Genomic DNA, 22,297 nt, shown 5'->3' on the forward strand with positions numbered 1-22,297 from the left:
ACGTACCGGACCGACACCCCCACCGGACCGCCCCGCCCCGGACCGAAACCCGGACCGCGTCAAACTCGGACCGGCCCGGCTCGCCCCCGGACCGTCCGGGCGAAGGTGCATGCCGGACGGTCGGACCGCCGGACCGGACCGCGTCGCCTGTCCGAGGCCGAGGTCGTCGAGCTGGTCCTCCCGGACGTCCCCGCAGTCCTGGCGGCCGAGGGCAACGAGCAGATCACCAGGACACAGCTGCGGGGCATCATGCGCGCCCGCGGAATCCCCCTCGGCAATGAGCACATCGGTCCCGTCCTGACCGCGCTTCGGGCCGCCACCGCCTCCACATCCTCCGAAGGAGCCACCCGCCGATGAAGACGTGCGACCGATTCACCGACCTGAAGGCCGGATACGAACGCGACATCACGTTCCTGCACAACCACGCCGCCCGTCACGCGGGCAGCACCGCCTCGAAGTCGAGCACGCGTCACGCCCTGGCGGTGAAGCAGAACATGGCCAAGGCCCTCTCCCGCCATTACACGCGCTGCCCCCTGTGCGGGTGAGCTGACCGCTGCCCGTACGGCGGCCCGGACCAGCACCCGGGCCGCCGCCCCGTTCCCGCACCTCGCCTCCCGGAAGGAGCCGAAACGCCACATGACGTCAGCCGAGAACCCGCGCGAAGCGGAGCAGGACCAGCCCGTCAAACGGGCCGAGTCCCCCGAACGTGACCACCGTTCGCCCGGCACCAACTCGTACCCAGGAGGAGCAAGTTATCGGCCAAGACACTCTTCCCCGTCGGGGAAGCGCGTCTTGGCCAAACCCGCCCCAGGAGTGGCGGGAGTGGACCGGAGCCAGGGGGCACCGGTCCACGAGGCAGCGACCGAGGGCGGATCGCAGCCGGAGGAGAAGCCCGCAGCGCGACGCAAACGCCGCGCCACGAAGAACGCCTCCCGCAAGCGCTCGCCGAAGACCGCCGCCGACAAGCGCAGCTACGTGTGCAGCGTCCGCCTCAACGACGACGAGAAGCACCACCTCACCGCAGCTGCCGCAGCAGCCCGCACGAGCCTGCCCGCGTTCCTCGCCCGCAGCGCTCTCGCCGCCGCCCGCGACCCCGAGCATGCCGCCGGCGCCATCGCCGGCGAACGTGAGCTGATCTCCGAGATGTTCGCCGCCCGCCGACACCTCGGCCACGTCGGCAACAACCTCAACCAGCTGGCCAGGGCCATCAACTCCGGCGACCGACCGGCGGACGCCCACCTCGACGCGGTGCTGACCGCCGTACGCCGGGCCACCGACCGGGTCCAGGCCGCCACCGACCGACTCCTCGAACACCGCTAGGAACACCCACCCGTCATGGTCCCCAAGATCCACAAGCGCGGGACGCGCACTATCGGCCTGCTGTACTACCTGTACGGACCCGGCAAGGCCGAAGAACACGTCGACCCGCACCTGGTGGCGTCCTGGGACCACGCCGCCCCCGACCCCGGCCGCGACCCCGAGGCCACGTACAAGCAGCTGCAGCAGCTCCTCGACCAGCCCCTGGCCCTGCTCGACGAAAACGAGCGCCCGAAGAAGCACGTGTGGCACCTGTCCGTACGCAACGGCCCCACCGACCGGATCCTGTCCGACCAGGAGTGGGGCGACGTTGCCCGCCGCATGGTCGCCGCCGCCGGCATCGACGACCCCGAGCAAGGCGCGGGCTGCCGCTGGGTCGCCGTACGGCACGCCGACGACCACATCCACATCCTGGCCACCCTGGTCCGTGAGGACGGCTACCGGCCGGACCTCGACTTCGACGCCGTCCGCGTCCAGGCCGAAGCCCGCAGCCTGGAGCAGGAACTGGGGCTTCGCCGCCTCAACCCCGGTGACGGCACCGCCGCCAAGCGGCCCACCAGCGCCGAACGCCACAAGGCCGACCGCCAGGGCCGTGAGCGCACCGCCCGCGAGGAACTGCGCGAGACCGTCCGACGGGCCGTGGCCGGAGCCGAGAGCGAGAAGGAGTTCTTCGACCGCCTGGGCGCCGCCGGCGTTCTGGTGCGCACACGCGTCGCACCCTCCGGCGACCTCCTCGGATACAAGGTCGCGCTCCCCGGAGACGTCAACGCCCAAGGGGAACCGGTCTTCTACCCCGGCTCGAAGTTGGGCCCGGACCTGTCCCTGCCGCGGATCCGGGAGCGCTGGTCCGGCCGCCGGATTGGCAGCCGGGTTGCCGAGCAGACGGTGCCGTCGGGGCCCGCATCGGCTCGGCGCCGGGCGAGTACGGCGCTGTGGCAGGCGGTGCTGGTCATGGACGGGGCGGACGACGGGGTCGCGTCGGCGTACATCGCGGCTGCCGGTGAGGTCCTGGACGCGCTCGCGAAGACGTCCGCCGCCCACACCCGGCGCGAACTGCGAGAAGCCGCCTTCGTGTTCGAGCGGGCCTCCCGCTCCCACGTGCGGGCCGAACGCGGGCACGACCGCGCTCTTCGTCAGGCTGCCCGTGACCTCGTCTACAGCGGTCCTGCGCTCGGGCGGGGGGAGGACGGGGCGACGACCGCGATGGTGATCGACGCCGTGTTCTTCCTGGTTACCGTGGCCGCGCACTGGCACGGGAAGAAGGCACACGCTCAGCAGGCCGCTGCCGCCCGGCTGGCCGCCGAGCACCTGCGGACGGCCTATCGGGCCGCCGCCGCGCAACCGATGGGTGTACTGGCCGTACGGGGCCGGAGCCTGGCTCTTCCGGTGCTGCGCCGCCAGGTCCTCCGGGTCCGGGAGGCACTGCCGTCGGGGTTGGCGGAGCAGGTCCTGGCGGAGGCCGGGTGGGCGGCGCTGGCGGCGACCCTGGCCGATGCCGAGGCGGCCGGGTACGACGCCACCGCCCTGCTGGCCGATGCGGCGGCCCGCCGGGAGCTGGCGAGCGCCGAGTCGGTGTCCGACGTGCTGGTGTGGCGGCTGCGCCGCGCTGCGGACCTGCCGGCCGACGCCCAGGCGACGCCCCTGCCCGACGGCAGCTCTGTCCCGTCGGACCCCGCCGGACCGAAGGCCGGGAACCCGGCCGCGAAGGGCCCGCAGCGCCGCAGGAGGTGACCGGGCTTTCAGGAATTCGTGAGTTGCCGCAGCTGGGGGCGGTGGGGCACGCTTCATGACCCGCCGCCGTGTGCGGGGAGCCAACTCTGGGAGGGGAGCCCAAGTGTTCGGTCGCAGGAAGGCGAAGCAGGAGCGTGGGGAGCTGGGGCCGGCGGGTGTCCCGTGGCTGGCGTACCCGGAGCCGCAGTGGCCCGAGCCGACTAAGCCGGCGCCCGAACCCGCCCCGTCGGCTCCGGTAGTGGACGACTTCCTGCCGCCGGACTTCCGGATGGACACCGATGAGGAGCTGGCCGGCCGGTTCATGCCGTGGCGGCGCCCCCTGGTCATCGACGGTGAGGTCCGCGCCTGCCCGCAGTGCGAGGCGTACCGGGACTGGGTCATCCTGTGCACCCAGGGCCGGATCTGGCTGCGCTGCCGCGCCGGCCACGAGACCCCCGAGCCCCGACTGGACGTGGCCTGGTACAACCGCAACAGCGGCCCGAGTAACGGCAAGTTCGGCACGCTCGAGGAGGGCCTGCGCTCCCTCGACCACTGATCCAGCACACGCGCCCCTGGACCCCGACCCCCTGTATTCCTGCCCTGCCGCTCCGAGGAGGCGGCCACGGTCAGCCCACTCGCATCCGACCCAGGGAACCCGTATGCGCCTGCGCCATTCCGCCATCCTCACCAGCACCTGCCTCGCCCTCTGGGCCCTGACCGCCTGTTCCGCCCCGCCCTCCGACAGCGAGCCCGCCGCGGCGCGGGCGGAGACGCCCGCATCTACCGCCGGCGACCACGAAGTGCTGCCGCCGGAGCAGCTGGCGGACCGGCTGCTCACCTCCGACGATCTCGGCCCCGGCTACACCGCCCGCCCCGCCGCAACGACGACTTCGCCCGAGGCGTCCGTCGAGGGCTGCCCGCAGCTGGAACAGCTGGGCAGCGCTGCGGACAACCCGTACGCGATGTTCCCGAGCCAAGGGAAGCGGGTCTTCACTGGCCCCGGCGGCACTCAACTGACCGAGGAGCTGTACTCCGCCCCGCCCAAGGACCTCTCCGCGGGGGTCGGGCGCATCATGACCGCGATGGGAGCCTGCCCGTCCTACCAGCTGGTCACCCCCACCACCGTGGCGCAGGTCCGCACCCAGACGGTGCCGGTCCCCCGATCCGGTGACGAGCAGTGGGGGCAGGTCCTCACCGTCACCGCCGGCGGGCGGCGCACCATTGTCCAGCAGACTGTGATCCGCGACGGGGCCGTCCTCCTGGTCGTCTCCGGCAGCCCGGCGGAAGTCGCGGTCCACTGGCACAGCGCTCTGACCAAGGCAACGAATCGCTGATCCCCCCTGTGCCTCCCTTTCTTCTGTACGGAGGTCCCGTGACCGAGTTCATGTCCGCCGAGGCTCTCGCCCGGCTCGCCGCCGCCGGCGATCCGCAGGTGCGGCTGATGCTGGCTCTCGCTGCCCTCGGAGCAGACCAGACGCAGAATCCTTGGCGTCAGGTCCACCACGCGCCGCGGTGAAATCACGCTCCCGGAGAGCGAGCGCGCTACGGCGGCGTTCGCCGAGCTGCAGTTCCTGCTCGGCGCCGTCAACGCCAAGGCGGTACGCCGCTCCGGTAGACGTGCCCGTGCCGCCCACCTCACGGAAAGCCTGGCCGCAGGCGGGGCTCTCCCTGCTCCGCGCTGGCGCAGGCCCGGCGACCAGCCGCCCGGAGATACCGCGGGGCACGGCCGCTGACCGTACCTCGACGCAAAAGGCCGATGGCCGGACCCAAGGGGTCCGGCCATCGGCATATCAGACAGTCGGTTGCACAGTGAGCTGGCCCTCGCTGCTCTCCGGCAAGGTGTGGCGCAGCACCGGTACGGGCGAGGCCACAGAGGTGGCGAAGGCCGCGACGAGATCATGCGGCGTGCTGGCCGAGAACATGGCGGCCCACAGGAGCCCGCCGCCCATCCGCGGCTCACACCATGCCTGCCATCCCGCCGCTTCCGCTTCGGGATCGAGGACGAGCGGGTCGCCGTCCTGAATGCCCTCGTCCGGCAAGGTAGTCAAGACCATGCTGGCGGCCAGGCGCGGATCGGAGAAGGCGGTGGGGGTGTCGATGTCGCGGACCCAGCCGCCGCCCGCCAGCGCATCGAGAACCACCTGCGGTCCGGCGTAGCCGTGGGCGGGATCCGGGCGGTCCTCCAGGGCGAGCAGGAAGTCGGTGACGGCCTCGGGCGGGGTGCCGGCGGAGAAGTACGCATTCCACTGGGGAAGGCTGGCGGGGGTGGCTCGGGCGGAGACAGTCCACGCCACCGGCTGGTCACCCAGGAGGATGGGCTCGTCGGCCAGCACCCACTGCGCCCAGCTCAGTGCGTCCGGAGCGACGTACAGGACGGTGCTGCGAAGAACCTGCCGGGCGGCGGCCGACTCGTCGGGCTCACGCCGGCCTCTCACGAGGGTGAGGCTGGTCCAGCCCGCGGCGGTGAGTTGGGAGCCGACTTGGTCGGCCAGGAGGCCATCGTCGCCGGCGAGATGGCGCGGGGTGACCCAGAACGCGGGAAGGGAAGAGGAATCAGGGGACGGGGGCAGAAGTGCTCCTTGTCGTCAGGGGGTGTCGCGGCTCGTATCGTCGTCGGAGACGGCGCGCAGCCGCCGTCCACGGGCGGGCGGTTCGACCGGAGGCATCCAGGTAAGGGCCTCGGCGACCGGCCTGGGCAGGTTCCCGTATTGCACCGCCTCCGCGTCCTCGGCGAGATAGACGACCGGTCGCCCGTCCAGGTCCGCGCCCACGATCACGGTGCCCATCTTGTGGGCCATGGGGAAGAAGGGGTTGATCGCGAGCCGTACACGGGCGGAGGGGTCCGCCGCGGACAGGTGCTTCATCAGGTCGGCAACCGTCATCTCGGTACCGGGTTCGGGCTGAGGGGCCACGGTTCTCCTCACGGGTGGAAAGCGCTCTGGGGTGGTGCGGATGTGCGCCGCGCGACTTCCGGGAACGGACCCCGGAGGCACGAGCGAGCCGCTGGAGGACGGGAGTCGAGGTCCTGGCCGCCAGGCGGCGGCATGTCACTACCGTCGTCGAGCGGTGGCAAGCACTTCGGAAACGGTAGCGGCCACGAGCCGTGCCGGGGTTTGCGGGTCGAAGACGACACGGTAGCCGGGAACCTTGGCGGTGCCGGTGACGGCCAGGACCCAGCCCTCGTCCTCGGCTCCGGGCCGGCCATCGGGAAACCAGCCGAGATAGAGCCTGCCGTCGGCCGAGGAGATGTGGGTATCAGCCCGGTCGTCGACGATGAGGGTGAAGTCGCCGTTCGCCTCGGGGAAGCAGTCGATGACCTCGGTCGACTGGCCGGGCCCCAAAAGCCAACTATGCAAGCGCAACTTCTCAATCGTGGTACGGAATCCTGCGTTCGACAGCTCGACAGTCACAAGCATCACCTCTCTGACCTGGGAAGATTCCGAGTCCTGGGGAAGGTCGTCTAGGTTGACATGCACCGCAACGTTGCACCAGTCCTTGCGAGCTCTTTCCTGTCTGCCAACGGCGAACTCGACCTTGGGGCGGTGGCTCGTCCGGTCTCGGGCACGGCACACCTCACCCGTCTCGTTCGCACGCGACCACCAGATGGCCGATGCCTTGGATGCGATCGGCCGCGACCAGCAGAAGCTCCGCCGCGGCCCGTTCAGCCGGGCGGGTGGTCTGGCCTATTCGAGTACGGGCACGACTTCGCGATGGCAGACTCACCGTGGCTGGCCATCAGGGCAACGAGAACCAGGGGGACGGATTGTGAACGGCACCCTTACCAGCGGGCACACGCTCGAAGTGGAGATGTACCACCGGTACCCCGCACTACCCGGCTGGCATCCGTGCGCGAAGGCGCATGGGCACATCTACCGCGTTGAGGTGGAGCTGGCGGCGCCGAGGGACCTGGTGACGGAGGAGGTCACGGCTGAGCTACGGGTGGCCGTGGCTCTCCTGGGGCACGTGGACGGCCCGCTGTTCATGGTCTACGTCGACCAGCTCGAAGGCATCGACCAGACGCATCCGAACTCCGCCGCGCTCGCGGCCTGGGTGCACCGGTGGGTCACGGACAGGCTCCCCGACGGGTTCGGCGACTACCTGCTGGTGCGTGCCCGTGCGGGCGCTGTCGATGGTCGACCGGGGGTCCACCGTGGTTCGTTGGTGTCCGCCGAAGCCGACGCGAACCACGAAGGCCACAGCCGATGACCACGACGCGATCCGTTGACCGCGAGCATGGCGATGGGGCAACTGACCGGGTCGTGGCGCAGCTGTCCTGACAGGCAGCCCTCGGCACGGCGTGTCAAGAGAGAACGGCTTATCCCCAGAGTGAACGATCAGCTCACCCGCTGATCAGCCGGCGGATCCTTCCGATGACGCCTTCCTGGCCGACGAGCTCCGTCTGAGCGGCACGGAAGAATACGCTCTGGAGAGGGTCGCTATGGCGGGGCATGGACGCAGCCATGATCAGCAGGTCCTCGACGCGGCACGTGCCCTGCACGGAGGGGCGTACTCCCGTCGCCCGCGCAACGGCGAGCCGGACGTGGGCGGGACTCAGCCGCCAGTCCTGGGACACGTGTCCCTGCTCGCATTCGAACGTGGCAACGGGACCGTCCACCCGTACGACACCCACGCCGTCTTCGGACCGGCGCGGGCACTGTAGCGGCATGACACTGCCGCTGGTCACGATCCGGATCGTCGTGGCCTCGACCAGGAGAGGGCCAGACTCCACCAACGGCGCCGCTGCCCCCTGGCGCTCCAGGGGGGTGTAGTCGGTCAGGAATTCCGCCAGACGCTGGGCAGCTCGGCGCATGGGAGAAGGGCCCGGCACGGGCGGCTCGACATCGAGAGCAGCCATGCTCATGCCGGCGTACGCGATGTAGCGGTCCTTTGCCGCGTCGAAGATCCTTCGTAGCGGAGCAGTCTCTTCCGCCGATCGGACGTCGCGCACCTGACCTGTCGCGGTCAGGGCATCGTCAATCTCGTCAACGATGCGCGGCTCACGGTCAAGGGGTTCGTCGAGGGCTTCGCGCAGCTCCTCGACGGGCACCTCGTGTGGCAGCCGCTCCCCGGTGTAGGTCCGGGCGTACAGGAGGAGCGCGAGGGTGCAGAGCTCGCCTGGCGCCAGGCTCCCCTGTGTCCAGGGGCGCCCCGCGAGAATGCGGGCCGACTCGGTCACCGCGGCGAGCCATGGTGCGGGTGCTGACGCTGCGAGCAGCAGGCTCATTTCGAGATCGAGAGCGTAGGCGCTTTCGGTGGTGGGCTCGGGCGTGAAGGCGTCAGGCATGAGGCCATGGTGCCCTCTTCACGCCCGCGGCAGACCGTGATCACCGAAACTGAACCGGTTCCCGGGATGACGGACGCGAGGGTCGCTGAAGCGCCGGCAGGGCCGCGACGCGGAAGGTGCCCATCGGCAGTCCCCGGCCGGTGATTTGGTTCCGGCCATTTCGTCAGGAGCACCGCCGCGGTGGGTGACGGTCGCTACCCTCCCCGGGAGGGAGCGCAGACCAAGATGCAGCAGCAGGAGGATCCATGCGCCGCTTTACACCCGCCTTCAGGGGCGAGCCGTGGACTGAGGGAATGGGTGTCCTCCACGTTTACGTGCTGCCGCGGCACGACGTCGATGACGACCTGCTGGCCCTGGCGCACGCCTGCCGCCCCGCGCTGCTGGAGCACCCCATCGATCCTGCCTGCCCGCCCGAGCCCGGGGATCCGGGCACACTGCACATCACCGTGGAGATGGTCGCGGACGTCGCCTCTGCGGACATCGGCGCCGACGAGCGCCAGGACCTGATCCGCGCCCTGCGCAAGGAACTGGCCACAGTGGCCCCCTTCGACACCGAAGTGGGCCCGCCCATCGCCAACTCGGCCGGCGCCGTGTTCGACGTGTGGCCCGACGAGCAGGCGGTCATCCTCCAGGAACGGGTCCGGTCCGCGATCCGCGCCACCCGGGGAGATTCTGCCTTGCAGCACAATGGCGGTCGGCCGCACATGTCTTTGGGCTACAGCTGGGCCTCCGCCGACTCCGACGCCCTGAACAGCACCCTGCGCAACACCATCACCCCGCGCAGGGCCCCACTGCGGGTCGACGCCGTGCACCTGCTGGACGTGCGCTACGACATCGCACCGGACACCGGCGGCTGGCGCATGACCTGGGAGTCCCTCGCCGAGGTCCCCCTCACCGGTTGACCGCGGTACCCCGGTACGAGGCGGTGGTTGGGGGGTTCAGCTCCACTCGGTGGGGTCCTGCGGGTCCCGTGCTTCGTACTGGCCGGGCCGCTCCGCTGAGCTGATGCCGAGGCGGACTGTGTCCTGCCCCACCAGTGCGTCCAGCAGGAGGGGCGGGCGCGGGAGCAGGACGTTTCGCGGGTACTCGGCGGGGACGGCCAGCCGCTCCAGCCACCAGCGGGCCCACCCGTAAATCACCGACGGGTACAGGTCCGCCGGCCCCGGGTCCTCGCTGTGCACCATCACCGTGTACCCGGCTGGCTCCCAGACCGATCGCGGCTGGACCCGTACCCACACGAGCGCGCTCCGGTCGCTGGTCACCGCGCCGACAATCCTCGCTCCCGGATGGTCTTGTACCCCGTCGTGCAGAAGGTCGAAGGCCTTCTCGTAGGACGTCGAGCGGGCGTCCGTCACCACGACCGAGGCGCTCTCGCTGATCTTCGGGACGCCCGTCGGCGCCAGGAAGTGTGTGGTGGGGTGATCGTTCTGGAACTCGGGCTCAGGAGGCAGCAGGATAAGCCGGACCCGCACACCCTCATCTTCGGAGACCTCGGTCGCCACGGTCCTCGGGTTCACGCGGTGCCGCCGGTGAAGTCCAGTCGGTCACGCAGCGAGGGAGAGAGGACGTACCGGATGCCCTCCAGCGCCCCAATCCCCCAGCGTCGCAAGGCATCCTCGTCCACCCAGTCGGGGGCGTCGTCCGAGGGGCTGTTGTCGGTGCGCAGGATGCGCCACCGCGTGGCTACCGGGTCGTCGGCGTCGTCCAGGTCGTGCCCCAGCCGGACCAGCTGCGCCTCCCACCGCCTGACGACATCAGGGTCCGCCTCCCCCTGCCGTCGCTCCACGAGGTCCTCGATCTGACCGCGGTCGATATTGCGCGGGTGGGTATCCGTCTCGCGGGCCAGGATGTAGAGCAACGTAGCCAGTCCGGCAGCGCCGTCGGCAAGTTCCCCGCCATCCGGATCACGTTCGTACGCGAAGGAGCCGTCGGGCCATACCGGGCCGAGAATCTCTCGGGCGCGGTCCCATGCCGCTTGCCATTCCGCGGGACCGCCTGCACCTTGCCACCGTCGCGACCGCTCGTCCAGCATCGTCATAGGCCGCATTCTGCCGTCTCAAGGTGACCATCGACAGGACTTTCCGGGTCCTCGCCCGTGAGGACGGCGCGGCGGAATCACCGTCCTGCGGCCGTTTGAGCGTACGCCGGGCATGGGCGAAGGGCGCGAAGCTGACCTCCGGGCAGCTGCGGGATCCTCAACGCCAGGCGGCCCCAGGAACCTGTCTAGTTCCCGGGGCCGGTGGTGGTGAGGTCAGTTGTCGTCGGTCCGCCGGTGCTGGCCGGTGCCGGTCTCGCTGTCGTGGTTCTTGCGGCGGCGGGCGGCGTAGACGGCGCCGCCTCCGGCGGCGAGGAGAAGGCCGCCGGTTGCGAGGAGCCATCCGTTGGTGCTGTCGGCGCCGGTGTGGGCGAGGGAGCCTTCGGGCTTGTGGTCGGGTGCGGTGGGGGTCGAGGTGGCGGTGCCGATGTCCGGGCTGCTGGAGGACGATGCGGTAGCGGTGGGCTCCCCGGTGCCGGTTGAGGGCGAGGTGGTCGGCGTGGGCTGGGCGGTGGGGTCGCCGGTGGGCTTGGCCGTCGGCTTCCCGGTCGGGTCCTCGGTGGGTTTGGCCGTGGCCGTGTTAGTCAGGGCCACGGTGGTCTCGGCGCCAGGCTTGGCCGTGATCTCCACCGGGGTGGTCTCCAGCCGGTAGCCGGCCGGGGCCTTGGTCTCGGTAGCGGTGTAGGCGCTGCCGCTCTTCTTGCCGACGGGGAGCGGGGCCTTGGCGGTGCCGTCCGGGCCGGTGGTGAGGGTGAAGGCGCCCTTGTCGTCCTTGGCGTCCTTCGGGGCGATGTTGACGATGGCTCCGGCCAGGCCCTTGCCGGTGGCCTTGTCGGTGACCTTGAGGGTGAGGCCGGCGGACTTGTACGGGTCGGTGATCGCCAGGACCTGGGGCTCGCCGGGGGCGACGACGACATCCTGGTCAGGGACGGTGCCCAGCAGGGGGCTTCCGGAGGCGGTCTCCTTGAGGCGCACGACGCCGGGGGCGAGGTCGGAGAAGGCCAGGGTGCCGTCGGCGCCGGTCTTGCCCTCGGCGAGCGTCTTGCCCGCGGAGTCGAGCAGCTGGAAGGCGGCTCCAGGGGCGGGCTGGCCTTCGAGGTCCGTCTTGACGATGCGCAGTCCGGCCTTGTCCGCCGGCGCGGGGTCCCCCGGTTCCTTGGGGGCTTCGGCGGACGGGGAGGGGGCTGCGGTGGCGGTGGTGGCCGGGCCGGTCAGAGCGGCGGCGGTCAGGGCGAGCGCGGTGAAAAGGAGAGGGCGGTGCTTCATGAGGGGTGCTCCGGGCGGGATCGTGCGGTGCGGGACGGTGTGGTGCGGGCTCCGATAGCGGGGCCCGGCAGCGCGGGGGTCAGCTGGGGGCGTCGCCCGTACGGCGGCGGCGGTTAATCAGGTAGAGGCCGCCGCCTGCGGCGAGTAGGACGGTGGCTCCGCCGGCGAGCCAGGTGGTGGCGTCGGCGCCGGTGTGGGCGAGGGAGCCGGGCGGCGGCGTCGGCGGGGTTGTGGCCGGGGGTGTCACGGGCGGGGTGCTCGGGCTCGGCGGTGTGGTCGCGGTGGGCTTGTCGGCGAGGGTGACGGTGACGTCGGCGCCGGGCCGGGCGGTGAACGCGACCGGTGCGGCGTCGAGTTGGTAGCCGTCGGGGGCCTTGGTCTCGCTGGCCCAGTAGCGGGTGCCCGCCTTGAGCGTGACGTCGAGGGGGACGGTCGCGGTGCCGTCGGTCCCGGTGGTAAGGCTGGTGATCACCTTGCCGGGGGTGTGCTTGCCGGTCTTGTCCGTCTCGTCGGCGCGGATGGCGATGACCGCGCCCGGCAGGGTCTTGCCGGTGTTCTTGTCGGTCTTCTTCACCGACAGGCGGGCCTTCTTGAACGGGTCGACGAGGTCGAGGGGGTTGGCCTGGGCGGTGCGTCCGGCGGTGATCGTGATGGTCTGTTCGGGGATCAGGTCGTGGATGGGGCTGCCGGAGGAGGTCTCGCGCAGCCGGTAGGTGCCGGCGGGGAGCTTGTCGAAGACGAGGTTGCCCTGTTCATCCGTCTTGCCCGCGGCGATCTGCTTGCCGTCGGAGTCCAGGAGCTGGAACGTGGCGCCGACCAGGCGGGTGCCTTCCGGGTCCTTCTTGCGGATCGTCACGCCGCCGGTGGCCTCGCCGACGGTGATGGCGGCGGAGTCCTTGATGCTGGCGGTGTCCCCGGCGAGCAGCATCCGCTGGGCGGCCGGGTTCTTGGGGGTCAGGACCTGCAGTCCGATGGCGGGCAGCCCCTCGGCCGTCGCGGTGACGCTGGCCGTACCGGGCTTGTCGGCGGTGAACTCCCAGACTCCGGTGCCGTTGTCGTTGGTGGTGACCTTGCCGGAGGCGGTGCCGGAACCGGACTCGGCGAGCGCGACGGCGACCTTGGGGACCGGTGTGCCGGCGGTGGTGGTGACCTTCACCGCGACGGTGACCTTCGTCCCGGCGGTGGTGGTCTTCACCGACGGCGTGATCTGGAGGGTGTACGGGCCCGCGAGCTTCTTGGCCTCGGCGACGTAGCCCTGGGCGAGGGTGCGGGCGGTCGGGGAGACGACCGGATAGGCCAGGCGCTGCTTGCCACGCTCGCCGTCGAGGGCGTAGGTGCCGCCTGCCAGGTACTCGTACACCACGGCGTCCACCGCGGCGGCCTGGGCGTTGTCGCGGGTCTGCCCGTACTTGCCGATCACATACGCGGCCTGCGCCAGGTTCTCCTTGGTGACGGGCTTCCCGGTCACCGACGACGTCCAGGACGGGACCGGCTGCGGGTCGCCGTAGCCCCCGGCGTCGGCCGGGCCCTTGCGCTCGGGGTCGGCGCAGTAGGTCTCCGTGTCGCCGCGGACGGCCGGGCCGGGCGGGCCGTAGGCGCCGATGTGGCTGGAGGCCGCGTGCCCTTCGGAGTCGGGGATGGTGTAGCCGGGGCCCAGCACTGCGGGGGCGTCCGGGGCGGCAACGGCCTGCGCGGGCAGCAGGGTACCCGCGGCCAGGGCGGCGACGGCGACAGCCAGGTGAGCGGGTCGGGCGGAGCGAGGGCTCATATGTGGGAAGAGGTCCTGTCGGTGAAGAAGGGAATGAGGATGCGGACGTAGGTGCGTCAGCGGATACCGCGGGCCGGCGGCGGCAGCCGGGTGGGAGGGATCCGCTTACCGTGTCCGGGACGGGGAGGTCCGGGCCTGCGGCACCGGAGCCGTGACGGGATGCGGGCCGGTGCGTACCGGCGGGGCGCCGGGGATCCACAGGCGTACGTACTGGTCGATCGCGGCTCGCAGCCGGGTGACGCCGATGCCGGCCCACGGCGGGCGCTCGCTGTGGTTCCAGTCGGTGAAGGTGCCGTACCCGTCTTGGCCGGGCTTCCTGTCGCAGCGCCGGTCGCGGGCCTCGAAGGCGCCGTAGTCGGCGAAGGACAGTACGGCGGTGTCGATGCCCCCTTGTTCCAGGTGGACGACCTGCAGACGCAGCCCGTCGTAGCGCCCGGCGCGGATCGTGGGGGCGAAATCGATGCGCAGCCGCAGCGGGAGGTCCGGCACGGGGGCGGCGTAGTAGGCGTCGCCGACGACGGCGGCCTCGGGGTACGGCAGCGTGAGGTGGTCGGCGAACAGCTGCTCGGTGAACAGGGGCACAGGGCTTCCTCGTTGATCAGTCAGCGTCGGGCCGCGGGGCGCGCGGGCAGGGCAGCGGAGGGGGCGGTGGCGGTGCTCCAGCGCGGAACGCTGCCGACCGGGACGGGCGGACGGACTCCGAGGCGGGGGCGGAGGTCACGGGGAGTCGGCACCGGCGGACGGGGCGGCACGACGGGCGTGAGCTGGGCGAGGGCAGCGAGCCTGGGGTGGAGGCTCTGACGCCACCGGGCCGCGGGAGTCGGATCGGTGAAGGCTGCCGCCGTGGCCGCGATCAGGTGGGAGGGCGTACGGGGGCTGAAGGTGATATCCGCGCGGGTGCCCCAGCCCGGAGGGCCGGCCCACAGCTGCGTCCCGTCCTCCAGGTCGCGGCGCGAGCGGTTGATGTAGACGCCCGCGTTGCCGTCGGGGGAATCGAGTTCCACGGTGCCGAGCTCAGCAGCTCCCGAACGCTCCCAGCCAGCCGCGACCAGCGGTGCCACGCCGTCGCGCCAGTACGGCGACGGGGCCGTGAGGAAGCGGTCTTGGCCGTCAGCCCAGTCCTGGGCGAGCGCGGTGGTCAGGGCCGCGACGAGCTCGGGCGGGGTGTTCTGGTTGACGATCGCGGTCCACTGGGGTCCGGAGACGGCGTCCGGTGCGGCGCTGATGGTCCACAGGTCGTAGTCGTCTCCGGCCCAGCCGATCCGGATGCGGTGGTCCGGGCTGGTCACGACGAGCTGGTGCGGGCCTTCGTCGAGATGGTGGTGGGGCCAGTGCGCGACGGGCGCGAAGCCGGCATCGCCGTAGCCGGGTGATCCGGCGAGGTATCGGGGCGTGACGTGCACATCGCCGTCCACGGGAGTAGCGGCGGTGGTTCGGGGGGCGGGTGCGGGCAAGGGCGTCTCCAGGGCGGAAGGGGTGTCGGTCAGCGGGCGGCGAGGGCAGCGGTGGCGGCGATGACCGGGCGGGGCGCGATCGCGGAGGGCAGGACGGTGTCCGGCCTGCGGAGGGCGGCAAGGTCGGCGAGGACCTCGCGCTTGGCCTGGGCGCGCAGGGCCGGGGTGAAGACGTCCTCCGCGAGCCTGCCGTCCGCGGTCGCATACGGGCGGAGCCGGGCCAGGATGCGGGCGGCGGCTGCCGGGTGCTCGGCGACGAGGCGGTCGAGGGCTGCGTCCAGGGCCTGGGATCGCAGGTCGTGGTCGGGGGCGGCGCGGCGCCGGTCGGTGACGGTTCCCGCGTACTGGTGGATCAGTCGGGTGTGTTCGGCCCGGCGCTGCCAGATGGCGACCAGGAACCGGCGCGCGTTGAGGATCTTGAAGGCGTCCTGTTCGGGCATGTGGGAGAAGTCGCTGGGCAGGGCGCCCAGGGCGGACGGGCTGGAGGCGTGGGCCACCGGCACGGTCAGGGTGGCGAGTTCGTCCAGTGCCGTGTTCCAGCGCCGCTGCAGCAGCGGGTGGCGCAGCGCGGGGTCGCGGTCGTTCTGGTTGCGGGCGTCGTCAGCGACGGCGCTGCGGAAGGCTACAACTCCCCTGGCCAGCATCTGCTCCACGCCCGGTGTGCTGGGGGCGGTGAGGTGACCGTCGGCCCAGCCTTCCTCGATGGTGTCGAAGATGTCCTTGGCGAGCGGGCGTGCGGGCAGGCCCGCGGCGGCCTGGGCCTGGGCGAGGAGCTGGGCGAAGCGGGCCGGGTAGGCGTGGGCGAGCCACCCACGGGCGGTGGTAACCGTGTCAATGGCCGAAGTCCCCGCGGCAGCGCCGCGCGTACGGGCTTCGGCTCGGCGCAGCGCGGCGGTTTCCCCGTGGACCTGGTGGAGGGCGGTGCGTACCTGCCGCAGCTGGCGGGAGGTACGGGCGGCGCGGGGGTCTCGGCGGTAGATCATCCGCTCGGCAGCGACCTGCAGGTCGCCCTCGGCGAAGGTGAGGGCGTCGCGCAGGTCGTGGAGGCGGCCGGGGGTGTGGAGGAGGTCGTGCTGGGCGGGGCGCAGGTAGCCGGCGGCGTCGGCTATCGCGGCCGTCACCAGGTGATCGAAACGGTCCTGCAGGTAGTCAGTGAACGCTGTGCCGTCGAGGTCGGCGACTTCGCGCAGGCGGAGTCGTCGGTGCTGCGGCTGGGGAGAGTGGGTGGTCGCGGGCATCGTGGTCCTTTTCGAGTGTTCGGGGCTGGGGCGGTCAGGCGGGGACCGTCCGGCGGGTGGCCGGATGGGTGCGGAGTTTCGCGAAGGACACGGCAAGTCCGGCGGCCTGCAGGACGGCGCAGGCGGTGATGGCGTGGCCGAGCAGGTCGGGCGGGGTGAGCGCGACCAGGGCTCCGGCGAGGGGGAACGGAGCGAGCAGCAGCAGGATGATCAGGCTGAGGGTGCTGCCGAATACCTCGGCGGGGACGAGGTGGGCGCGCAGGGTGCGCAGCACCACGGTCATGCCGGCCTCGCCGGCCATCAGCAGTGCCACCAGGACCAGGAAGGTGGTGTAGGTGTTGGCGGCTGCCAGTGCCAGGCAGGCCAGCGAGGCGAGTGCGGCTGCGGTGGCGCCGACCGGCCACAGGCCGGCCCGGTCGATCGCGAACCGGGCGAGGGCGACCATGGCCAGGGAGGCGACGGCGGCGGCCGACCAGACGAGGCCGACCTGGCTGCTGGTGCCGCCGAGTTGTTGGATGACCAGGACGGGCCCGGCGGCCTGCACGAGGCCGATCGCGGTGTTCGACAGCACCAGCCCGACGCACAGCCAGCCCAGAGCGGGCAAAGAGCGCAAGGTCCGCCATCCGATCCGAAGGCCCTGGGCGACGGGGACCGGGGCGTCCTGGGGCCAGGCGGGGCGCTGGCGGGGGGCCAGGGCCGCGCCGAGCAGGGAGCAGGCGGCGATGGTCAGGAGCATTCCGGTGGCGCCGGTGTACTGCAGCAGGACGCCGGCCAGGGCCGGGCCGGCCAGTGTGGCGCCCTGGTCGATTCCGAGCAGGACGGCCTGGACGCGGTGGGCGTGGCCTCCGGCGTCCCGGCTCGCGGCGCCGCCTGCGGTCTCGGCCGCGATGTAGGAGAACTCCGTGAGGACGCCGGTCAACGCGGCGAGCAGCATGACCGTGGCGATGGCGGCGGTGCCGCCGACGGTGGGGAGCACGAGGGCGGCGGCCAGGACGACGAGCGCTCGCAGGACCGAGGCGATGCGCAGGATCCGGGTGCTGCCGAAGCGGTCTACGGCGGCGCCGGCGAGGGCGAACGCGCCGAGGCGGGGCACCCATTCGAGCATGAAGGCGATGCCGGTCAGGGTGGCCGAGTCGGTGACGGCCAGGACGAGGAGCGGGATGCCGTACGTGCTCATCGCGAAGGCTCCAGCGTCGGCGGTGCGCGGGACGTAGACGCCTCGTACGGGTCCGAATGCGGGGACGCGGACGTGTCGGCCGGTGGGTGGCCGCAGGGCGGCGTGCTTGGGAGGCATCGTGTTTCCGGGGAGGGTGGGACGGATACGTTCGGCGGCCGGACCGTCGCGGTGGTGACCGTCGGGTCGGGCGGTGACGGCCGTTAGTGGCCGGGGCCGTGAGCGGGCGCGGGGAATGCCTCGTGGGGGGCCAGGGCGTGTTGCCGGGAGCGGCGCGGGCGCCGGTGGCGGCCCAGGCGACGGCCGGGGCCGAGCTTGGGGCGGGCGACGATCAGCACGGTCAGCGCGGTGGCGGCGCCTGCTGCGGGCAGGGCGGCGAGGAGCGGCGGGCTGTGCGAGAGGGCTCCGGCGAGCGCGGTGCCGGCGGCCTGTCCCGTGCCGACCGCCAGGATCAGCCAGGCGTACGCCTCGGTGGTGCGGGAGGCGGGGGCCAGGGCGTCCACCGTGTGGAAGCCGTTGGTGATGATCAAGGTGAGGAACAGCCCCGGTACTCCGGCGAGCGCGACGGCCGCTCGGGGGCCGGGGTCGGCTAGCAGGGGCAGCCAGCCGAGAAGGAACAGGGTGCTGGTGGTGATCAGTTGGGTGGTTGTGGTACCGGGCCAGGTCCGGCGGGCGTAGACCAGGCCGCCCAGGAAGCTGCCGGTGGAGAACGCGGCCGGCAGTACCCCGGAGAGCGTGGCCATCTGGTGCGCGGCGGCCATGTCCGCGGCCCAGACGTTCATCGCGCCGAGCGCGAACCCGGTCCCCGCCAGTGCGGTGAACAACAGGACCAGGCCCGTGCTCATGAGGCGTCCGGCGCCCGAGGGACCGTCTGCGGCTGGGCGCCAGTACCGCGACGGGCCGGCGCTCAGGACGATGGCCGATCCCGCGAGCCCGAGCGCCGCCGTGGCCCACAGGGCGGTGTCGGGGTTGTGCGCGGTGGCCAGCCACGAGGCGAGCAGGGGGCCCACGATGTAGAGGAGCCCTTGGGAGCCGGTGTCGAGGCCCTGCACGACGCGGCGCCGCCCCGGATCGGGCAAGACCGTCGGCCACAACGCCCGCAGGCCGGCCTCCAGCGGTGGGGTGATCAGCCCCGCGAACCCCACGACCGCGGTCACGGCCGCCGGCTGCCCGTCCACCCCGATCCACGGGAGCGCCACCAGGCAGGAGGAGTTGAGCAGGACGGCCGGAACGGAGACGCGGGTCTGCCCGTACCGGTCCATCAACCTGCCCTTGACCGGCTGCGAGAGCCCCGAGGCCAGCCCGTAGATCGCGGCGAGGAGTCCGGCGAAGGCCAGCGACCCGCCGCCCGCAGTGATCCACAAGACCAGCGAGACGGGGACCATGCCGTTGGGCAGGCGCCCGATCAGGGTGCCCCCGAGCAGGCGGGCCACGTACCGGCTGCCCAGTACGGCCCCGTACGTGGCCGATGGAACGGTTGCGGTCAAGCGAGCGGTCAACGGGCGAGGCTTTCCGTCAGGGCTCAGCGCCAGGGCGCCGGAAGCGAAGGGGGTACCGGCGGCGGGCGGCCGGCAGGTGGCAGGGAGCGGCGGAGGTTCATCGGCTCGGTCCGCTGGTGGCTGCGGAGAACAGCTCGCCGGGCCGCCAGGCGGTAGCCGGGGCGGGGGCCGGCGGCTGGCGCACAGCGACGGCCTGACTGGTCTTTCGGGCCTGGTGAGCCGCCCACTGCCCGGAGCGGGCGGCGGCCGGGATACGGGGCGTTCCCCACACCGGGTGGGTCTCGGCGTCCGGGAGCGGGCGGGCGGTGGCCCAAGACGACAGGGCCCGGTAGATCGGGGCGAGAGCCTGGCCCGGGGCGGTCAACTGCAGGGAGGCGACGTCATCGCGGGAGACGGAGACGATGCCGTCGTCGATGAGCCGGCGGATCGGCGAGTAGATCGCGCTGGGACTGTGGTCGGCCATCGCCTCGGCCGAGAGCGCGGCCATGGTCGTGGTCCCGCGGGCCTTGAGGGTCCACAGCAGCACGGTGGCGTGCCGGTGGCCGATGACGGCGAGGGTGTCCTCGGCGTTCTGCGCGGCCGGGATCCGCTCCGGTTCGGTCTTCCCGGTCACGCGGTTGAGGACGAGGTTCTTCTCCAGGTGCGCGTCGCCCCAGCCCGCCAGGGCGGTCAAGGACGGCATCAGTTCCCGGCCGCGGGCGGTCAGGCCGTAGGTGACGTGCAGGCGGGTCTGGGCGGTGCGTTCGACGAGTCCGGCATCGGACAGCGCCCGCAGCCGCGGGTGGAGCTGGCCGTCGCCGAGCCACGGCAGGTGCTCCTTGAGCTTGGTGTAGCGCAGCGGACCGGGCTGGGAGGCCAGCGTCATCAGCACCCACACGCTCCAGCGCGGCGCGATCATCTCCAGCGCCTCAGCAACGCGGGGCAGGTCGGTAGAGGGCAGGCGGGCAGCAGCCAAGGCGAGAACTCCAGACAGGGATGGCGGAGAAGAAGGAAAAGGAGGGCGGGTCAGCGCGAGCGGGCGGGCTCGGAGGGCGCAGCCGGTGCGACAGCAGGAGCCTGGGGCGCGGCGAATGCCGGGGAGGTGACGTCGGGGACGCGGACCAGACTGTTCAGCACGTCGCCGAGGACCTGGGCGTGTGAGTCGCGGACGCTGACGGCGTGGGCCAGGCGACGGCTGGCATCGGCGATATGGCCGACGTCTGCGGATTCGATCGCACGGTCGGGGTGAGTCAGCCGGTGGAGCTGCTCGGCATGGAAGATGATGGCGCGGTCGGCGCACTGGAGGGCGTCGAAGCTGTTGAGCAGGGCGTGACGCATGCTGCCGGGTACGGCGTCCGCGGCGAGTTCGGCAACCGGGCGGCCGTAGAGGGCTTCGATCCGCTCGCCCGCCGCCCGGGAGGCAGCGTACGGATCGGGCACTCAGCCTCCCCGGACGGCCGCTCCGCCTCCGGCCCCCGCAGGGACCGGCGGAAGACTGCTGCTCACGGCTGCCGGCCGGAGCGGCCCCGTTGTGGCGGGCGGGCGTACTGCTGGCGGTGGCATCGCGGCGAGCAGCTTGTCCAGTGCGGTCCGGTACCCGCTGCGTGCTGCCAGCGCCGCTTCCAGCCACTCGGCGTCGAACCGCAGCGCGTCCGAGCTCAGCAAGTCCAGCTCCGCGTCGGGGGCCATCGCCGCGTGGACGCGGTCACGGACCCGTACGACCTGGGCCTCGGCCAGGGCGAGGAAGACGCGCAGCTCCAGGGCCCGGACCAGGGCCGGCGAGGCTCCGGGGCGGACCGCGCGCTCGTGGAGCTCGTTCAGCGGGCTGCCGAACACGCCCTCCAGGCGGGCGTCCTGGGTGCTGGGCCTGTGTCCGTCGCTCATCGGACACCGCCCCGGATCCGCGCGGGCTGTGCAGGAACGGGGGTGGGCAGCGTGGTTGTCACCCGGGGCCCGAAGCGCTGCTGGATGCGGGCCTGCTCGGCAGGGGCCTGTAGGAGGAACCGGAGCGTGATGGCCCGGCCGTCACGGGCGGCAACAGCGTGGTTCACCCGGTGGGCCAGCTGCATCACCGGATCGTCCAGCTGATCCCCCACCGCCGTGTCCAATGCCGCGACCAGGGCGTCCTCGGCAGCCTCCAGCACCTGCTGGGCCTGGGAGAGCAGTCCGTACCAGTGGACCGCCTGGGTGGCACCGGGATGAGCCTGGGGGGCGGCGTGGACGGCCTGGGCCAGCTCACTCAGGCCCAGGCCGAACTGGGCCTCGATCCGCGCGGCGAACAGGCCGAGCACGTCGCCGTCGAAGACGTCGGGGATGTCGGACACGAAAGGGGCTCCTGGAATGAAGGGAACGTACGGGCGGATCAGTTCGGGCGAAGCTGGTCGTCACGACGGAGGTCGCCGTCGTCAACCCAGCCGGTGACGCCCGAGGCGGTGGTGACGTGCAGCCAGGCGCCGTCGGTGACGGAAGCCGTGAACGGCTCACCCCGCCGCAGCACACCCACGGCCGTGGAGTCACCGTCGGCACGGGCGTGGACGGCGACGGCGAGCACCGGGTCAGCCCGCCGAGCCGTACCGGGCGCGACCGGGCTGAGTACCGCGGGGGCGGCGGAACGGGAGGGGGCGCTGCTCACGACGGTGGCGGTGATGGACGCGGGTGTGTAGCACACAGCGGATGGCTCCAGACCAGGCAGAACAACAGGAAGTGACCGCCCTCAGTGGGGCGGTGGTGTTGCAAAGGGTCCGGAGAATCCCCGGTTTCCGAAACCGGGGATCGGCGGCTATATTGCGCGCCGCCGGTCCGCCGAAACGGGTCTGGCCGAAGGCCGTGTTCAACGTCCTGGAGGCCGTCGGGAGCCCGGCGGCGCGGGTGTCGCCGGGGCGGTTGGGGCCAGGCTGCGGCGTGTGGTCGGAGCCGGCGGCGGTAGTGACGGGGCCTCCTCGTCCGACCATGCCTCCCACCACTCCACGACCGCCGGGTACGTCTCGAAGCCGCCTTCCCGCAGGGTGTGGGTGTTGGAGTCCCAGTCGAATCGCTCCAGCAGGATCCGGAACTCCGGCACCGCCTGGGGGTCAAGGGAGCGCAGCATCACGGCCGTCTCCACGGGGTCGCGCATGTCGGCGGTGTAGCTGGCGAGCAGGGCGAAGCGGTCACCGTCGCCGCGGACGCGTGCCTCCAGGGCCCGGGTGAGGTCGTCTGCGGGGTCGTGTACGCCCGCCGGCGGGCTGAGCGCGTCGGCGGGACAGCCGCGGGCTATCAGGTACGACTGGGCCATCGCATACAGCGGGAGTTCCTTGGAGTCGACCTCGAAGGTTCGGGTGCGCAGGTCGCGGGATACGTGGACGGCCCGCAGCTGCGGGCTTCCCGGAATGCCCCAGGTGGCTCCCTCGTCGAGCAGCACGAAATAGCTGTCGGTGGGCGTGCGGTACTCGCCGAGCACCTTGAAGGAAGAGATGCCGAGATCGCGGCTGTGCAGCTCGTGACCGTCATCGGCGGGCTCGAAACCGTCGAGTTCGTAGTCGGGTTGATGAAGAGGCACGTGCGGCGGACTGCTTTCTGCAGGGTCGGAAGAAG

General features: G+C 72.0%; 28 protein-coding genes. 9 read left to right on the top strand and 19 right to left on the bottom strand.

Annotated features, from left to right (window positions below):
• Positions 1-105: 105 nt before the first annotated feature.
• From AB0D94_RS08135 to AB0D94_RS08165, 7 genes are all read left to right on the top strand, one after another.
• Positions 106-357, top strand: a complete 252-nt coding sequence (locus AB0D94_RS08135; protein WP_362047344.1) for a hypothetical protein — start codon at positions 106-108, stop codon at positions 355-357.
• Positions 354-545 carry a hypothetical protein gene (locus AB0D94_RS08140; protein WP_362047347.1) on the top strand — a complete coding sequence of 64 codons (192 nt, stop codon included), beginning with the start codon at positions 354-356 and terminating at the stop codon, positions 543-545. Before AB0D94_RS08135 ends, AB0D94_RS08140 begins: the two co-directional genes overlap by 4 nt.
• Positions 546-822: 277 nt before the next feature.
• A complete protein-coding gene (mobC, locus tag AB0D94_RS08145; RefSeq protein ID WP_362047350.1) occupies positions 823-1,320 on the top strand; it encodes a plasmid mobilization relaxosome protein MobC in 498 nt (165 codons plus the stop codon).
• 15 nt (positions 1,321-1,335) lie between these two features.
• Positions 1,336-3,048: a mobilization protein gene (locus AB0D94_RS08150; RefSeq protein ID WP_362047353.1), complete on the top strand. Its 1,713-nt coding sequence runs from the start codon at positions 1,336-1,338 to the stop codon at positions 3,046-3,048.
• A gap of 103 nt (positions 3,049-3,151) precedes the next feature.
• Positions 3,152-3,583 (top strand): hypothetical protein, encoded by a 432-nt coding sequence (locus AB0D94_RS08155; RefSeq protein WP_362047356.1) that lies wholly within the window; start codon positions 3,152-3,154, stop codon positions 3,581-3,583.
• A gap of 103 nt (positions 3,584-3,686) precedes the next feature.
• On the top strand, positions 3,687-4,361 hold the full coding sequence (locus tag AB0D94_RS08160) for a hypothetical protein (protein WP_362047359.1): 675 nt from the start codon (positions 3,687-3,689) through the stop codon (positions 4,359-4,361).
• A 38-nt stretch (positions 4,362-4,399) separates the two neighbouring features.
• The gene (locus tag AB0D94_RS08165) at positions 4,400-4,543 is read left to right on the top strand and encodes a hypothetical protein (protein ID WP_362047362.1); all 144 of its coding nucleotides are present in this window, start codon (positions 4,400-4,402) and stop codon (positions 4,541-4,543) included.
• A 274-nt stretch (positions 4,544-4,817) separates the two neighbouring features.
• Here AB0D94_RS08165 and AB0D94_RS08170 read toward each other — a convergent pair whose 3' ends face one another.
• From AB0D94_RS08170 to AB0D94_RS08180, 3 genes are all read right to left on the bottom strand, one after another.
• Positions 4,818-5,462, bottom strand: a complete 645-nt coding sequence (locus AB0D94_RS08170; protein WP_362047365.1) for a DUF317 domain-containing protein — start codon at positions 5,460-5,462, stop codon at positions 4,818-4,820.
• A gap of 150 nt (positions 5,463-5,612) precedes the next feature.
• Positions 5,613-5,939: a hypothetical protein gene (locus tag AB0D94_RS08175; RefSeq protein ID WP_362047368.1), complete on the bottom strand. Its 327-nt coding sequence runs from the start codon at positions 5,937-5,939 to the stop codon at positions 5,613-5,615.
• 138 nt (positions 5,940-6,077) lie between these two features.
• Entirely contained in the window at positions 6,078-6,437 is a 360-nt protein-coding gene (locus AB0D94_RS08180; RefSeq protein ID WP_362047371.1) for a DUF317 domain-containing protein, read from the bottom strand.
• Positions 6,438-6,792: 355 nt separating this feature from the next.
• On the opposite strand from AB0D94_RS08180, the gene AB0D94_RS08185 reads away from it, so the two are divergent.
• Complete coding sequence (locus tag AB0D94_RS08185) at positions 6,793-7,233, top strand: 6-carboxytetrahydropterin synthase (protein ID WP_362047374.1); 441 nt, start codon at positions 6,793-6,795, stop codon at positions 7,231-7,233.
• Positions 7,234-7,366: 133 nt separating this feature from the next.
• On the opposite strand, the gene AB0D94_RS08190 is transcribed toward AB0D94_RS08185, so the two are convergent.
• Positions 7,367-8,311 (bottom strand): hypothetical protein, encoded by a 945-nt coding sequence (locus AB0D94_RS08190; RefSeq protein ID WP_362047377.1) that lies wholly within the window; start codon positions 8,309-8,311, stop codon positions 7,367-7,369.
• A 293-nt stretch (positions 8,312-8,604) separates the two neighbouring features.
• Between AB0D94_RS08190 and AB0D94_RS08195 the strand changes: the two genes are divergently transcribed.
• Positions 8,605-9,213 carry a 2'-5' RNA ligase family protein gene (locus tag AB0D94_RS08195; RefSeq protein WP_362047380.1) on the top strand — a complete coding sequence of 203 codons (609 nt, stop codon included), beginning with the start codon at positions 8,605-8,607 and terminating at the stop codon, positions 9,211-9,213.
• 36 nt (positions 9,214-9,249) lie between these two features.
• On the opposite strand, the gene AB0D94_RS08200 is transcribed toward AB0D94_RS08195, so the two are convergent.
• From AB0D94_RS08200 to AB0D94_RS08270, 15 genes are all read right to left on the bottom strand, one after another.
• Positions 9,250-9,783 (bottom strand): hypothetical protein, encoded by a 534-nt coding sequence (locus AB0D94_RS08200; protein ID WP_362047383.1) that lies wholly within the window; start codon positions 9,781-9,783, stop codon positions 9,250-9,252.
• Between the two features lie 41 nt (positions 9,784-9,824).
• Positions 9,825-10,349 (bottom strand): hypothetical protein, encoded by a 525-nt coding sequence (locus AB0D94_RS08205; RefSeq protein ID WP_362047386.1) that lies wholly within the window; start codon positions 10,347-10,349, stop codon positions 9,825-9,827.
• Positions 10,350-10,562: 213 nt separating this feature from the next.
• Positions 10,563-11,612 carry a SpaA isopeptide-forming pilin-related protein gene (locus AB0D94_RS08210; protein ID WP_362047389.1) on the bottom strand — a complete coding sequence of 350 codons (1,050 nt, stop codon included), beginning with the start codon at positions 11,610-11,612 and terminating at the stop codon, positions 10,563-10,565.
• Positions 11,613-11,691: 79 nt separating this feature from the next.
• Positions 11,692-13,380 (bottom strand): SpaA isopeptide-forming pilin-related protein, encoded by a 1,689-nt coding sequence (locus AB0D94_RS08215; RefSeq protein WP_362047392.1) that lies wholly within the window; start codon positions 13,378-13,380, stop codon positions 11,692-11,694.
• Between the two features lie 105 nt (positions 13,381-13,485).
• A complete protein-coding gene (locus tag AB0D94_RS08220) occupies positions 13,486-13,962 on the bottom strand; it encodes a hypothetical protein (protein WP_362047395.1) in 477 nt (158 codons plus the stop codon).
• A 20-nt stretch (positions 13,963-13,982) separates the two neighbouring features.
• Entirely contained in the window at positions 13,983-14,834 is an 852-nt protein-coding gene (locus AB0D94_RS08225) for a DUF317 domain-containing protein (protein WP_362047398.1), read from the bottom strand.
• 29 nt (positions 14,835-14,863) lie between these two features.
• On the bottom strand, positions 14,864-16,072 hold the full coding sequence (locus AB0D94_RS08230) for a hypothetical protein (protein ID WP_362047401.1): 1,209 nt from the start codon (positions 16,070-16,072) through the stop codon (positions 14,864-14,866).
• A gap of 34 nt (positions 16,073-16,106) precedes the next feature.
• Positions 16,107-17,366, bottom strand: coding sequence for an MFS transporter (locus AB0D94_RS08235; RefSeq protein WP_362047404.1), 1,260 nt, complete (start codon positions 17,364-17,366; stop codon positions 16,107-16,109).
• A gap of 83 nt (positions 17,367-17,449) precedes the next feature.
• Positions 17,450-18,745: an MFS transporter gene (locus AB0D94_RS08240; RefSeq protein WP_362047407.1), complete on the bottom strand. Its 1,296-nt coding sequence runs from the start codon at positions 18,743-18,745 to the stop codon at positions 17,450-17,452.
• Positions 18,746-18,842: 97 nt separating this feature from the next.
• Entirely contained in the window at positions 18,843-19,700 is an 858-nt protein-coding gene (locus AB0D94_RS08245) for a helix-turn-helix domain-containing protein (protein WP_362047410.1), read from the bottom strand.
• Between the two features lie 50 nt (positions 19,701-19,750).
• Positions 19,751-20,164 carry a hypothetical protein gene (locus AB0D94_RS08250; protein ID WP_362047413.1) on the bottom strand — a complete coding sequence of 138 codons (414 nt, stop codon included), beginning with the start codon at positions 20,162-20,164 and terminating at the stop codon, positions 19,751-19,753.
• Positions 20,165-20,608 (bottom strand): hypothetical protein, encoded by a 444-nt coding sequence (locus tag AB0D94_RS08255; RefSeq protein ID WP_362047416.1) that lies wholly within the window; start codon positions 20,606-20,608, stop codon positions 20,165-20,167. It abuts the gene before it with no gap.
• Positions 20,605-21,048, bottom strand: a complete 444-nt coding sequence (locus AB0D94_RS08260; protein WP_362047419.1) for a hypothetical protein — start codon at positions 21,046-21,048, stop codon at positions 20,605-20,607. Before AB0D94_RS08260 ends, AB0D94_RS08255 begins: the two co-directional genes overlap by 4 nt.
• A 38-nt stretch (positions 21,049-21,086) precedes the next feature.
• A complete protein-coding gene (locus AB0D94_RS08265) occupies positions 21,087-21,392 on the bottom strand; it encodes an SH3 domain-containing protein (RefSeq protein WP_362047422.1) in 306 nt (101 codons plus the stop codon).
• A 162-nt stretch (positions 21,393-21,554) separates the two neighbouring features.
• Positions 21,555-22,262, bottom strand: a complete 708-nt coding sequence (locus AB0D94_RS08270) for a hypothetical protein (protein ID WP_362047425.1) — start codon at positions 22,260-22,262, stop codon at positions 21,555-21,557.
• Positions 22,263-22,297: the final 35 nt, after the last annotated feature.

This window comes from Streptomyces sp. NPDC048255, assembly GCF_040652415.1.
Lineage (GTDB): Bacteria > Actinomycetota > Actinomycetes > Streptomycetales > Streptomycetaceae > Streptomyces.